General features: G+C 47.9%; 9 protein-coding genes. 4 read left to right on the top strand and 5 right to left on the bottom strand.

The annotated features are described in order from the left end of the window. The first annotated feature begins 158 nt into the window (after positions 1–158). The 3 genes from ACJJID_RS18050 to ACJJID_RS18040 all read left to right on the top strand — a co-directional run bounded on the left by ACJJID_RS18050 (position 159) and on the right by ACJJID_RS18040 (position 3,580). On the top strand, positions 159–2,009 hold the full coding sequence (locus ACJJID_RS18050; protein WP_444920659.1) for a histidine kinase: 1,851 nt from the start codon (positions 159–161) through the stop codon (positions 2,007–2,009). Between the two features lie 399 nt (positions 2,010–2,408). Continuing rightward, positions 2,409–3,083, top strand: a complete 675-nt coding sequence (locus tag ACJJID_RS18045; RefSeq protein ID WP_444920658.1) for a CHRD domain-containing protein — start codon at positions 2,409–2,411, stop codon at positions 3,081–3,083. 53 nt (positions 3,084–3,136) lie between these two features. Continuing rightward, positions 3,137–3,580: an SRPBCC family protein gene (locus tag ACJJID_RS18040; protein WP_444920657.1), complete on the top strand. Its 444-nt coding sequence runs from the start codon at positions 3,137–3,139 to the stop codon at positions 3,578–3,580. 629 nt (positions 3,581–4,209) lie between these two features. On the opposite strand, the gene ACJJID_RS18035 is transcribed toward ACJJID_RS18040, so the two are convergent. The 5 genes from ACJJID_RS18035 to ACJJID_RS18015 all read right to left on the bottom strand — a co-directional run bounded on the left by ACJJID_RS18035 (position 4,210) and on the right by ACJJID_RS18015 (position 11,603). Next, positions 4,210–7,287, bottom strand: coding sequence for a S8 family serine peptidase (locus tag ACJJID_RS18035; protein ID WP_444920656.1), 3,078 nt, complete (start codon positions 7,285–7,287; stop codon positions 4,210–4,212). A gap of 239 nt (positions 7,288–7,526) precedes the next feature. Next, positions 7,527–7,748: an RNA 3'-terminal phosphate cyclase gene (locus tag ACJJID_RS18030; protein WP_444920655.1), complete on the bottom strand. Its 222-nt coding sequence runs from the start codon at positions 7,746–7,748 to the stop codon at positions 7,527–7,529. Between the two features lie 551 nt (positions 7,749–8,299). Further along, entirely contained in the window at positions 8,300–8,473 is a 174-nt protein-coding gene (locus ACJJID_RS18025; protein WP_444922651.1) for an RNA 3'-terminal phosphate cyclase, read from the bottom strand. Between the two features lie 115 nt (positions 8,474–8,588). After that, entirely contained in the window at positions 8,589–9,749 is a 1,161-nt protein-coding gene (locus tag ACJJID_RS18020) for a slipin family protein (protein WP_444920654.1), read from the bottom strand. 624 nt (positions 9,750–10,373) lie between these two features. Next, positions 10,374–11,603 (bottom strand): RtcB family protein, encoded by a 1,230-nt coding sequence (locus tag ACJJID_RS18015; RefSeq protein ID WP_444920653.1) that lies wholly within the window; start codon positions 11,601–11,603, stop codon positions 10,374–10,376. A 247-nt stretch (positions 11,604–11,850) separates the two neighbouring features. Here ACJJID_RS18015 and rtcR point away from each other — a divergent pair, with 247 nt between their 5' ends. Then, complete coding sequence (rtcR, locus tag ACJJID_RS18010; protein ID WP_444920652.1) at positions 11,851–13,458, top strand: RNA repair transcriptional activator RtcR; 1,608 nt, start codon at positions 11,851–11,853, stop codon at positions 13,456–13,458. Positions 13,459–13,504: the final 46 nt, after the last annotated feature.

Raw genomic sequence — 13,504 nt, 5'->3', positions numbered from 1 at the left:
CGTAAGTCCCGTAATGACTTAGGCGGTATTTAAAACACAGGCAATAGGTTAAATTTTGTGCAAAACTGGCACTCTTTGGTGGTACTCACAAATTTGAGCGCTCGTAAGCGGCACAATAGAGGCTATCCAACAGCGGCCCGAGATCGAAGTGAACTGATATGTTGAACCGAATCCGACAGTCCATCGTCTATCGAATCGGCACCCTGATGCTGCTCACAGTGTTAGTCGCGCTGAGCTCCATGGTGGCCTCTTACATTATCTCTGACGCCGCGGAAAACGATGCCGCCGCAGTGAACCTGGCCGGGTCCCTGCGTGCTATGAGTTACCGTCTCGCAGCGACAGCCCCCTCTGGTGATATGGAAGCCACCGCCACACTGTCGAACGAGGTCACTTCGCGCCTGAGCCGTGTACTGAGCATTTCCGACTTCAGTGCCAGCGACAACCTGCGCGCGGCGCGCAATTACCGCAAGGTGATCGACAGCTGGGAGGGAGAGATTCGCCCGCTGTTGGAATCCATCGCCGCCGGCCGCACAAGCATGGATTCCCTGCAGTTAGCCACTCATCTGGAACCATTTATTCACGATGTAGACACCCTGGTACTGGATTATCAAACCATCGCCGAACAAAAGATCAGCCTATTGCGCCTGCTACAGGTGGCCTCCCTGTTTGCCATAGTGGCGCTTGTTTACCTGTCCCTGTACATACTCCATCGCTCCGTGGAACAACCCCTGAAGCAACTCACCAGTCTCTCAATGAGCATCGCCCAGGGGAACTTCAATCAGCATCATTTGGAAATCGACAACGAGGATGAATTGGGGGTACTGGCGCGCACCATCAATTATATGAGCGACGAGATCCACGCAACCCATCGTGACCTGGCCCATCGCGTCGAATTAAAAACCGCCCAATTACAAAAAAGCCACGAGGCACTGGATTTCCAATACCGCCTGGCAAGGCGTATTAGCGAGGGGCCCCTAGCCGGGGCCGAGCTGGGGCAATGGCTGGGCGAGTTCGCCAATGTTGCTGACCTGAAAAACCTCGACCTATGCCTGATGACACCCGAAGGCGAGGCCCCCTACGAGCATCTGGTACAGGGCTTGAGCAACAGGCAATGCAGCGGCAACGACTGTCGTATATGTGTGAGCACCTGCGGCCCCTCCGACGAGGGTGATTTCCGCGTGTACCGCTTCCCGCTAGAGGTGGATAAACGCAATTACGGCGTACTGATGTGTACTTTACCCCGCGGTGAAAGCCTTGATGAAGAACAACAACAACGCCTGGCCACCTTTGCCGACAGCGTCACCGCCGCCATCGCTATCAACGAACGGGAGGCCCAGGAACGCCGCGTTGCCCTTCTGGATGAGCGTGCGATCATTGCGCGGGAGTTGCACGACTCCCTGGCCCAGTCCCTGTCCTACCTGAAAATCCAAGTCACTAGACTCAGTCGCGCCAATCGCAGCGAACAGGTAGATAAGTCCAAGGTAAAGGATATTATTACCGAGCTAAAAGAGGGGTTGGACTCCTCCTATCGCCAGCTGCGCGAACTGCTCACTACTTTCAGGCTGCAGATAGGCCCTGGCGGCCTACGCAATATCCTCGAGCAATCCATCCTCGCCTATCGCGAGCAACACCCGCAGATCACTATTTTGCTCGACTATCACCTCAATGAAGTGCCGCTCACTCCCCACGAGGAAATCCATCTGCTGCAGCTGGTGCGTGAAGCTACCCAGAATGCCGTATATCACTCCCAGGGAGATATGGTGCAAATCAGCCTGATTCAGGCTAAAAACCAATCGCTCAATGTGCGCATCCGCGACAATGGCGTCGGTATCAGCAACGCACCGGAAAAACGCAACCACTTCGGTATGTCAATCATGCAGGAACGCGCCAGTAACCTGAACGGCAAATTGAATATTCAGCGGCGTGAGGAGGGGGGCACAGAGGTACAATTTAACTTCACTCCCCTTTATGCCCGAGAACGGGAATTGGTTTGGAGGGATGCGGGGTGATAGCGCCCCATCCTCAACAGTAGAACCACTGGGTACGGATAAGCAATCTCTGTATACAGTGTTTTAATTTTGCGAAAATGCCTGTTAATAATTTTTTACGATAACTCCAACTTTCCCGGCTGCCTCCTCCCTGCCTCCTCCCTTACCCGTCGCTTCCTATGAGTCTGAACATCCATCCTCTGCGGATTTCCTTTGTCCCCCAACATACCCAGCACAAAAATACTGTCTTCTAAATTGGCCCAAAAGGGTTAACACCTAGTACATATGCTACAAGTACTTATCGCCAGCCATCCATGATCTACACGGATCTTCATAGTAAATAGGTTCACTATTGAGTGTCTGGCATTAAATTTCTCGTATAGGTAATAACAAGATCGATTCAATATAGAGGAGAGGTTTATGAGACTCAGTTCATTACCCAAAATCGCTTATTTAATAATGGCGATGTTTTTGCTGGCCTATTCCACTTTCACCACTGCAGATAACCACCATAAAAAAGAAAGAGACTCACCCACTGCCAAACATGGCTCTGGCGAGAAAGCCTGGTCAGATGCGGGAGATGACAAGCGATTTACTATTTTCAAGGCCGACCTGACTACCGCTAACGAAAATATGCTCGGCAAAAAGGTGAACCCACAAACCCCTAAAGATGCGGGTGGCTACTTTATTGGCGCCTACAATAACCAGACACACATGCTGAGTTTTATGGTTGGTTACAGCCATCTATCACCCGGTGGAGTAGCCATGTCGCATTTCCATATGCAGTGTGCCGGTGATGGCAAAGAGCCCCCTATTTGTGAACCAGGTAAAGCAAGCGGTCCGATTATCCAAACTATCTGTGGTATGCCAACAAACCCCGGCATGGTTGCCGACTGGCCCAAGACTAAAACCGATAAGGATAAACACGGATTGGAAAAGAAATGCTCCGAGGGCACCAGTGGATTTATTATGGGTAAATGGATGGTGGAAGAACCCTATCGAAAAGGACTAATGGATGGAAAGGTCTTCATCAACCTGCACAGTAAACTAGACCCCAAAGGCGAAATCTCTGGATTACTGATGAAAGGTAAATAGTATTCTTTGCATATCCTCCGGACCCAGTTCTGACAACCCTAGGGGAAGCGGTGATGTCCAACTACACTACATCATTTTTTAGTCCAAGTTCCCGGGAAGATGCTTACAAGGCGGTAGCCGAAAAAATGTCCCAGTGGTGGACACCGGTAAGCGCACCCTTCCTAAAGGTGGGTGACATCGCCAAAACCGGTTTTAAGGGGCAGTCTTACTGGGTCTTTCAAGCCAAAATATTGAAACCCGAGAAATTGATTGAGCTTGAATGTACTGAATCCAATATGGTTTCTGATAACGTAGATGATCCCGAGGAGTGGAAGGGCAGCACTCTGCGATTCGAATTTTCTGAAGAGAATAAGGGAACTCTAATTACATTTACTCATATTGGCCTATCCCCAGAAATGAAATGTTGGGACATGTGTAAAAGTGGCTGGGATTATTACCTTTTTGGTAGTCTTAAGGACTTTTTAAGTGGGAACGGAGGTCGCCCAAATACTTATTAGAGATAAACAACCTATATAACTTTTACTGCAAGAAATTACAGATAATTAATTACAGCCGTCAAAATAATTTTTGCTATTGAAACAACAATTTTACTTGCTTTTAATCTTACAAGAAACTGCTAAAGTGCAGGAAGTTTTCTGTTATCACATGAAATCTAAAAATTTATCCTTTTCAACTATAACTTTACAATAAAACAAACTCTTCAGCATTATGTTGAAGTCGGCTTAGGCATATTCTTATAATTACAATACCGTTAAAACAGCTTATTGATTATCCAGCACTCTACCTTTCAAAATAGCAAAAATTTTAAATTTGGTTGGAGTATTACTATGGACAAGAAAATAACTTTATACTATCACCAACCGCTTATGGTGAACTGCTGGTTATACTAAAAATTTCTCTATAGAAAATACTGTACATCTTAGTAGTCACAGCTGGTTAAGACAATATGCTTTTAGAGTCTACGCTAGGCTATCAGGCGGGTGGATTTTTGCTAAGAAAAAATATCTCAAAGGATTAGTGACAAAATAAAACTGAACTAATAGCAATTATTAACTTTAATTCAGACTGCATGACTACCCCCACCCAAAAGTTTGGGAGTAGTCAAAGCTTAATTTAGAGGCTTATATTACAGATTATCCAAGGGACTATCTAACGCCCTCAACTCCAAATTCATAACCTCCACATCCTCATGGAAATAACCGCTAATTATCGGTATCCAACCATCACCAGATTCTAAGCGGTGGCATAGTTCGTCGACTTCGCAGATAATCCCATCATTATCAACATCTGTACCAGCCATAACACCAAATCCATATTCCGAAGTTGCATCCAGCGGTGATGATTTGTAATGGTAAACACCCAGCTCCGGATCAAAAGTTGCTGTTACACGATCAATAGCTTCACCAGTCTCAAGATTTATAAATTCGACATAAATAGCACCAGCATAGTCACTGGAATCCACCTCTTTATCGATGATTTGTACGGATACTCGTAAATCAAACCTAGTTTCTGTGGAGGCAGTGAAGCTGAGGATACCTGAATAACGACCAACTGATAGGTTACTTGCGTCCACCGCGATTCGATAGCTTCCGAGCCCATTCGATTCCTCGCCCAAATAAGTAACACTCATCCAGGGCTCAGATGAAATAATCTCAGCCACTGAAACACCAGGCTGGTCTGCCAGCAGTTCTACCTCCAATTCTTTTTTGGTCCACAACTCACGTTGATGACCATTCTCTACAAACAGGCGTCCAGCTTGCAAAGTACCAGTCGCACGTGCTTTTGCCGAGGCCACAGCGAGCTCCGCATCAATCTGACCATAGCCATACAAATTGCTTGGCGTAACACCGTAGGAAACCCTAAAATCTGAGACTAACTCATCGAAATCATCAGGAGTCATGGATTTCCATGCCTCCTTCATCAGGGCAACAACACCGGCTACATGGGGAGTGGCCATGGATGTTCCTTGCATCCCCCCGTAGATGAATTCAATTTCTCCACTCCCAGTCTCATTCCCAATAGTGCTGATTACACCACCATCAGCAAAGGTCTCACCGCCAGGCGCGGTCAAGTCAACATTGAGACCATAATTAGTGTAGCCTGCCGGGTCACCGCCCTGCCGTGTGGCAGCCACCGTAATAACACCATCAAGGCTGGCCGGTGAATAATTGCTAGCGTCATCACTAGAGTTACCAGCTGCTACAACCACAATGACACCCGCTGCACGAGCCGCGCTCACCGCATCCTGCATGGCCTGGGAATGACCCGATCCTCCCAGGCTCATATTGATTACATCTGCTTTTCGCTCAGGAACTGTACCCGAGTCATTGGCAAGACCAGCTGCGAAATAGATTCCTTGCGCAATGTCGTAATCACTACCTCCCCCATAACCAAGCACTCGCACTGGCATAATCTTGGCATCATAGGCTACGCCAGCAATACCAATAGCATTGTTAGTAGCAGCAGCGATAGTGCCGGCCACATGTGTTCCATGCCAAGAGTCATGAGTGCCATCTGGTGCATCCCCAGGGTCTTCAGGATTGGGATCAATACCGTCACCATCCAACGCCATCCCAGTATCACTGATCATATCGTAACCAGCTACTAACTGATCCTGCATATCGGGATGTGCCGATAAAATCCCTGTATCTAATACCGCGACTATTGAGCCCGCACCAGTGGATGTACGCCATGCACCCGATAAGGAAATTTGCGGATAGTGCCACATATTCGGGTAGAGAGGATCATTGACCGATTGACGCTGACGAATGCGATTTAACTCTACATACTCAAACTTGCCACTTGCATGCAGTCGCTTTAAGGCATGAATAGTCTCCAATTTTCGTTGCTTATCAGCAGAAACCTGGACCCCGGCGCTTTTCAGATGTAAAACTGCTGCATCCGGTTTCGCCCCACCAAATCCGATTGCAGCCTGATTTGCATCTAGTAACAATGGCCGGTCAGCCCCAATGCTACGCTTGATTGCCCCTAGAGAAGCCAACATCTGCATATCAGAGGTTTTAGCTTCGGGCTTTAAACGAGCCAGAAGTTGGCCTGCTACAAAATTGTCGCTGGTCCTGATTGAATCACTGGATCTATTTATAGTAGGGGAAGAGAACACTCTCAATCGATATGCCGATGCTCCCGCATATGCATAGGCCGCCAAGTAGTACATGCCATCTTCAGGTACCCTCAGGGTCTCAGTATCTGAAGTGCCACTTGAATCTGCTATTAAATAACCTGATTCATTGATCAGATAAAGATCAATATCCGCACTGCCATTTTCCCACTCTTGCATATGAAGAAGAATTTCTTGGTCTTTCTTCAACGTGGCAACATAGAAGTCATATCTATCCAACTCAACACCCGAAGAATTCCTTTTCGGGGAAGATACAAGACCTGAAATCTCACTGATTTCAGAAATTACTTGCGCCTCCTTCATAGAATTATTGGGCACATCCTCAGTATTTGGATCACTAGTATCACTATCCGCAAAAACACCTTGAGCTAGGGATAACTGCCCAAAGGCACTAAACAGCCCATCACTAACTAATAGATTACTGGCATGCTTACTAGTATTTCCGGTCTGATCATCCACAACTAGGCTGACGGAGTAATTACCGTATTCTTGGTATTCATGTTCTGGCTGGATACCTTCACCTGTTGTACCATCACCGAAATCCCACTTATACAACAGGTCAGTACTTTCCGAATCAGTACTTTCCGATGCATCGAATAAGACCAACCTGGATTTAGGATCTGGCTGGTTGTATGTAAACTTTGCAACAGGCGGCAAATTTTTAAGTGCAGTAAACGTCATTTCAGAAGTGGCCGTAGCGCCATCATCATCCGTAACTGTCAGCTGAATCGTATACTCTTTATCAACCCCATCGTATGCATAAAAGGTATATTCAACGTCCTTTCCACTAGCATCACTACCTTCACCATCATCAAAATTCCACTCGTACTTAGTGATACTGCCATCCGTATCACTTGAAGCAGATGCATCAAATTTAACAACTGCAGGCGAAAGCCCAGAATGTGAAGATAAGGTAAAGCTTGCTACTGGTGCTTGGTTGGCTATTGAAACAGTCGTCCCATCACCTGCAGCCCCACTATCTCCATCACCCCCGCCACCGCCGCTGCATGCCGCAGCCATAAGGGCAGCTACGGAAACGGTTAATTTTAAAAGCTTAGACATCATTCAGATAAGTTCCTTTTACTTACATTCTCAACCAAGAGTAAGGCCTACTCTCGTATAGAAAGCTTTAAGTTATTACATCCCATGCGCTAGATGATTGGTTTCACCTCTTCCATCAGGCGGCAATATACTAAACTATTTTTTATTTATGCAAAGACACATAAATCAACCATAGCTAACGAACAACTCGTCCTTTACCTGAATTTTTCCTTCATTCTTGCTGTATCAATTGCTTTTACTTCCTAATTAGTTATAACAAGAACTTTCAAATGATCTTCACCAAGATTTTCCAGCCGAACATTCGTCCCAGTTAGTTTTTGAATCACTTGAATATTGGTTGGCAAGTGCAAACTAGGTTTTAATGCACTAAAACAGCCACCACTACCAAGTGCCATGGGTAGTATTAATTGGTCGGCCAAGTGCTCATCTACCGGCACACCGGATTTTAAGTACCGATGTATCATCCCAATCACTCCTAGGCAACGCGTTCAGTATTTGCGCCTTGCTTCCCCATGGAGTCAAAATTTTAGCTATCTGTTCAAACTGCAAACGTAACGACAGGAGATTACCTGGCCCTTGGGAGGACACTTGTATTCGCTATAAATGCTCATCCAGCCAACTACAAAGCTTACTAATTTGAGCCAATTCACGCTGGCCAACATGTGCCGGAATATTTACAAAACTCGCTAAGGCTTTACAGCGCAGTGATTCGCACCTCTCAGTCAGGTCCAGTTTCAACAGGGAGATAAGAGGCTGGATACGTGCGCGCCAAGAACCACCACCAGCAGGATGAAAGATAGAATAATGTAGCCCCAATTCCACTCCCGCACCCATTCGAGTTAACAGTGGTAAAAGACCAGTTTAATAAAGTCGAAACTAGGCGCCTTTTTATTATGGATACCCCCTCCAAACACAGTTCACTAATGCCATCTGCAAATAAAAGTGGCAAAAGAACTGCTTGCAATACCAAACTGGTGCCGCCGGTTGATCCAATCGGAAAATGATATTCACCAGATTACACCTTTCCCGGAATGAACATCACTTCTGCAGCACCCAGCTTCTCGCCTGTGACTTTGGCATTGCTAATCGTTTTTGCTGCTCGCATACAAGTTAAATGCTGGCGTAAAAGCCCAGGTTTTTTGCGGCCTGCGCGGATGTTTTTAATGCGAATCGGTATTCTCAGGCACAAGGACAAAGTAAGGGAATTCCGTAATATCTGTCCGCCACCCTCCCCCTGGGCGACGTCTATCTAAATCGCTAATCAATCCCTTCATTACCATTAAATAATTCTGTTATTTTTTTCATTAAGCAGTTGAAAGCAGTTTCACCAAGCTCTTTTGCACGCCATCAAGTCCACCATACACCGATATTTTATCGATGCGTGCACTGACTTTTTCTAAGGATTCCAATTCTTTTAGACGCAGTAATGTAGGATTGTTATCCATCATCTTGGCAGTGTTATGCAGGGAGCGCATAGCCTGGGTCTCTTCACGTCGCTTTATTAAATTCGCTTCAGACTCCTTCTGCGCTTCCACTACCTGATTGAGAATCATCTTCATATCGCCAGGCAAGATAATATCTTTCACTCCGACACTGACAATCTCAATACCGTAATGCACTAGTTTTTTATGGATAGCCGTTGCAATAACAATATTCAGCCGATCTTTATCTGCCAATAAACTATCCAGAGTCTGGGTACCCACCGCTTCACGCAGACTTAATTGTAATTCACGATAAATATGGTTTTTATAATCACTGAGTTTTAATGCCACCCGTTGTGGATCTGTAATCTTGAAGCTGCCACTTAGGTTAATGCGCAGGCTAACTCTATCTTTGGTTAGAATTTCCTGGCCACTTACTTCTACAGTTTGCAGGCGCATATCTATCAATTTCACTGCGATAGAGCGATTGTATTTCCAAAATCCATAGCGACCCGGCTGCAGCGCTTTCTCCAATTTACCATTGACAATTAAAAGGCCCACATGCTCATCGGGGACTTCGTTATAGCTTACCGCTTGAGCAGCAATGCGTATTTGGCTTGCGCAAGCACCACGACCGAGGAGCCCCAGTACATTGTCATCGATGGTATATTCCCTGGAAATATCCATAATACCTACACGAACCGCTTCCCCCCCTTTCCATACGGCACGGTAACTACCAGGGGGAAGGATATCCACCAGGTGACCATCCCGATAGAAAAGTCCAACTTGTTGATCAGACAGCTCGTAGGACTGTAAATATTCACCTAACAAATCGCCATAAGTATTCAGTAGGAACTTTGCCTTGATCGCATCAAAAACCACATCGGTAATATCATAGGTTTCCACCCGTACATCACCGGAAAGCAGCCAGATACGGTGGCGCCCTGGTGGCAGCACCCTTTCAAATCGACTGCGGCGAAACAGCAGTGCTCGCTCGTTATCAGCCACATTGACAATCTTCCATATTTTAAAGAGAGACTTCATTTCTCCGATCTCTTATCTTTTTATTCCTTTGGGTGGGGCCCACTCGATCACAGGGTAGCCCAACGCTTGTACACAATGGGAGCAAATTACAGCGGTTTTGCAAAATTCTTCATTCACCCATCCCGGGTAATGCAACCAAAATCCCTGGCTAAAATAGAATCAATGCAAATCCTATAATCCACTCGCACAACGCAAACCCACGCAAGGCGACACTGTCACCGGAGTGCCTTTGTGTTTGACCATTGATGCAAAATCCAACAGTCCATACCATAGACACAGTGAGCCCCAGATAGATTTCAACAAAGAGGGCTTCTTTGTGGGGACTCGAACCCCAGGCTCTCGCCTTCCCTTAAAGTCGCTTTCCAGGCGACGTGACTTTGACAGGAATCGAACCTGTAACAAACCGATTTAACGGTTGCTCTACCAATTGAGCTACAAAGTTAGCGTTTGAAGATTGCCCCAGTGGGTACACCTACCGCCAACGTCGGGGGTGCCAGGCCGGCATACAGAACCGGCTCCGCTGACTGGAACAAAACATTCAAACTTGTTTGCGGAGAGCCTGCCCTTTGGGCATAACTTCCGACATTCCTCACTACTAAAGGCCTTATTCGCGGCCAGCGCTGACTATCCTTTGACGCAGACTACCTGCTTGAGGGTGTAAACGATTTCCACCAGGTCTTGTTGTGCTGCCATAACCTTCTCAATAGGTTTGTAGGCCGATGGGGTTTCGTCGATCACACCTTCATCTTTACGGCATTCCACGTCGACAGTAGCTGCGCGATGCTCTTCCAGCGATACCAGTTTTTTCGCCTTGGTACGGGACATCACCCGCCCGGCACCATGGCTACAGCTGCAGAAGCTTTCTTCGTTTCCTAACCCCCGCACAATAAAAGACTTGGCCCCCATACTTCCGGGAATAATGCCCATTTCATCAACACGCGCCCTTACAGCGCCCTTGCGTGTTACCAGTACATCCTTGCCGTAGTGGTGCTCGCGGGAAACGTAATTGTGGTGGCAGTTGACCGCTTCCATACGCGCCTCAAAATCCATGCCCAGTGCCTGCTTCACCGCGCCGATAGTACGCGCCATCATGACTTCCCGATTGATACGAGCAAATTCCTGCGCCCATTCCACCGCCTGCACATAGTCATCGAAATGCTCGGTACCCTCAGGGAAATAGGCCAAGTCGCTATCCGGCAAATGAATATGCCAACGCTCCATATCCCGCTTGGCCTTCTCAATAAAGTAAGTGCCAATGCGGTTACCCACACCACGAGAACCGCTATGCAGCATCAGCCACACACTGCCGTGCTCATCGAGGCACATCTCAATAAAATGATTACCGGTGCCAAGCGTCCCCAAGTGATTGATATTGTTGGTATTTTTTAATACTGGGTGCTTCTCCTTCAGCAACTCAAACGGTGCTGCCAAAGGCGTCCAACCGGCTAGTGCATCATCTGGCGGATTCTCCCAGGCACCCTTATCCCGACCCCTGCCCCGGTGCCGACCAGTGCGGCCGTGGGGTACGGCGCGCTCAATGGCACTGCGTACACCCGCCAGGTTATCTGGCAGCTGTGCCGCCGTGAGGCTGGTGCGCACCGCCATCATGCCGCAGCCAATATCCACACCCACGGCTGCGGGGATTACCGCTCCCAGGGTGGGTACCACACTGCCAATGGTGGCGCCTTTGCCCAGGTGTACATCGGGCATTGCCGCCACCCACTTGTGGATAAAAGGCAACTGCGAAATATTTCTGAGTTGAGCCCTGGCTTCTTCTTCAAAGGGCACACCTAAGGTCCAGGACTTAATCGGTACCCCACCTGCCCGCATCACTTCATACGGCAATGGTTTCATCTCTCGCTCCTTTTAAATCTCATGAAACCGCTGAAATCTCGTGAAACCGCGTTATCACTTCATGGGTTTCTCTTGCCATTGATATAGCGAATTAGGTGCCAACTTTTAAAAAAACTTCTGAAAATCATGTAAGCCATTGTTTTTACTGGAAAAATAATTTCATGTGTAGATTTCTGAGGGAACCTTAGCTAAGTTGAAAACAATAGATATCTATCTTTTTAGATAGCTATTTATTATTTTAGATAGTATGAAAACAGTAGCTATCAGTATTCTCGGTACCACTAAGGATCGGCGCGGCAAAGGCGACAAGCGTTGGGACAAGTGGCGGCCCAATATCTCCATGTGTCAGCACGATGACCTGCTGATCGATCGGCTGGAACTCCTTTTCGACAACCATTCGAAGAACTTGGCAGACCAGGTCACCGAGGACATTGCACGTGTTTCCCCTGAAACAGAGGTGGTCCATCACCGGGTCAACTTCAATGACCCCTGGGATTTCGAGAGTGTGTACAGCAACCTGCTGGATTTCGCTCGCGATTACGCTTTTAAGCCAGACCGGGAGCAATACCTGGTACATATCACGACTGGCACCCACGTGGCCCAGATCTGCCTATACCTGCTCACAGAGGCCGGTTATTTCCCTGGGCGCCTGCTGCAAACTTCTCCTGCACATAAAAACAGTAACTTGCCGGGTCAGTACCAGATTATCGATTTGGATCTATCCAAGTACGACCAGATTGCCTCACGCTTCCAGCGAGAACACCAGGAGGGCACCACCTACCTGAAAGGCGGCATTGAGACGAATAATCTCGCCTTTAATCAGATGATCGAGCAGTTGGAGCAGGTCTCTATCCGCTCCGACGCGCCCATTCTGATTACAGGACCGACGGGAGCAGGAAAATCGCAGCTGGCCCAGCGTGTCTATGAGTTACGCAAGCAACGGGGAAAATTGGAAGGGGGCCTGGTCGCGGTAAACTGCGCCACCCTGCGCGGCGAGAATGCCATGTCCGCCCTATTCGGCCACCGCAAAGGTGCCTTTACCGGCGCCACCACTCACCGCCCTGGGCTATTAATGGAGGCGGACAAAGGCCTGCTATTTCTGGATGAAATCGGTGAGTTGGGACTGGACGAGCAGGCGATGCTACTACGAGCCATAGAGCACAAGCGCTTTATGCCCTTCGGCTCAGACAAAGAAGTGAGCAGTCACTTCCAGTTGATCGCCGGTACCAACCGGGATCTTGTACAGCTCAGCCGCGAGGGCAAGTTTCGCGCAGACCTGCTGGCTCGTATCGACTTATGGACCTACTGCCTACCTTCCCTGCGTGAGCGCATTGAAGACCTGGAACCCAATATCGACTTTGAGCTGGAGGCTTTTTCCAGAAAGTCCGGCTATTTGGTGAGCTTCAATAAAGCGGCACGGGAGAGGTACCTCAACTTTGGCCGTTCAGCAGAGGCCAGCTGGTCTGCTAACTTCCGCGATCTTAATGCCAGTATCCTGCGTATGGGCACTCTTGCCGATGGTGGGCGCATCACCACTGAAGTGGTGGAGGAGGAAATCCAGCGGCTGCGCTTCAAGTGGCAAACCCCAAATAATAATGGAGCATCGCTACCCTTTGCGCGTATCGAAGAGTTATTGGGCCCCGGCAGTATTGAACAAATGGATTACTACGAGCAGATCAAACTAGCTGGGCTAATCCGGGTATGTGAGGAATCCAATTCCATGGCAGAAGCCGGTCGCAAACTATTCCAAGTGAGTCGCGCCACCAAAAAATCCAATAACGATTCTCACCGGGTACGCCAGCTGTTGGATAAATATGGGCTCAAGTTCGAGCAACTACATCTAACAACTACATAAAGCCTAGAGCCCTGTTGGCGCCATTTTGTTAATCTCACTCCAGAGC

It is taken from the genome of Microbulbifer sp. CnH-101-G (assembly GCF_052466775.1).
Note: the sequence above shows the minus strand (reverse complement) of the source record. Positions and strands in the feature narration are given on the sequence as shown.

Excerpts from the sequence above, each read along its gene's own strand:
- ACJJID_RS18050 (WP_444920659.1), top strand. The coding sequence starts at position 159 with ATGTTGAACCGAATCCGACAGTCCATCGTCTATCGAATCGGCACCCTG.
- ACJJID_RS18045 (WP_444920658.1), top strand. The coding sequence starts at position 2,409 with ATGAGACTCAGTTCATTACCCAAAATCGCTTATTTAATAATGGCGATG.
- ACJJID_RS18040 (WP_444920657.1), top strand. The coding sequence starts at position 3,137 with ATGTCCAACTACACTACATCATTTTTTAGTCCAAGTTCCCGGGAAGAT.
- ACJJID_RS18035 (WP_444920656.1), bottom strand. The coding sequence starts at position 7,287 with ATGATGTCTAAGCTTTTAAAATTAACCGTTTCCGTAGCTGCCCTTATG.
- ACJJID_RS18030 (WP_444920655.1), bottom strand. The coding sequence starts at position 7,748 with ATGATACATCGGTACTTAAAATCCGGTGTGCCGGTAGATGAGCACTTG.
- ACJJID_RS18020 (WP_444920654.1), bottom strand. The coding sequence starts at position 9,749 with ATGAAGTCTCTCTTTAAAATATGGAAGATTGTCAATGTGGCTGATAAC.
- ACJJID_RS18015 (WP_444920653.1), bottom strand. The coding sequence starts at position 11,603 with ATGAAACCATTGCCGTATGAAGTGATGCGGGCAGGTGGGGTACCGATT.
- rtcR (WP_444920652.1), top strand. The coding sequence starts at position 11,851 with ATGAAAACAGTAGCTATCAGTATTCTCGGTACCACTAAGGATCGGCGC.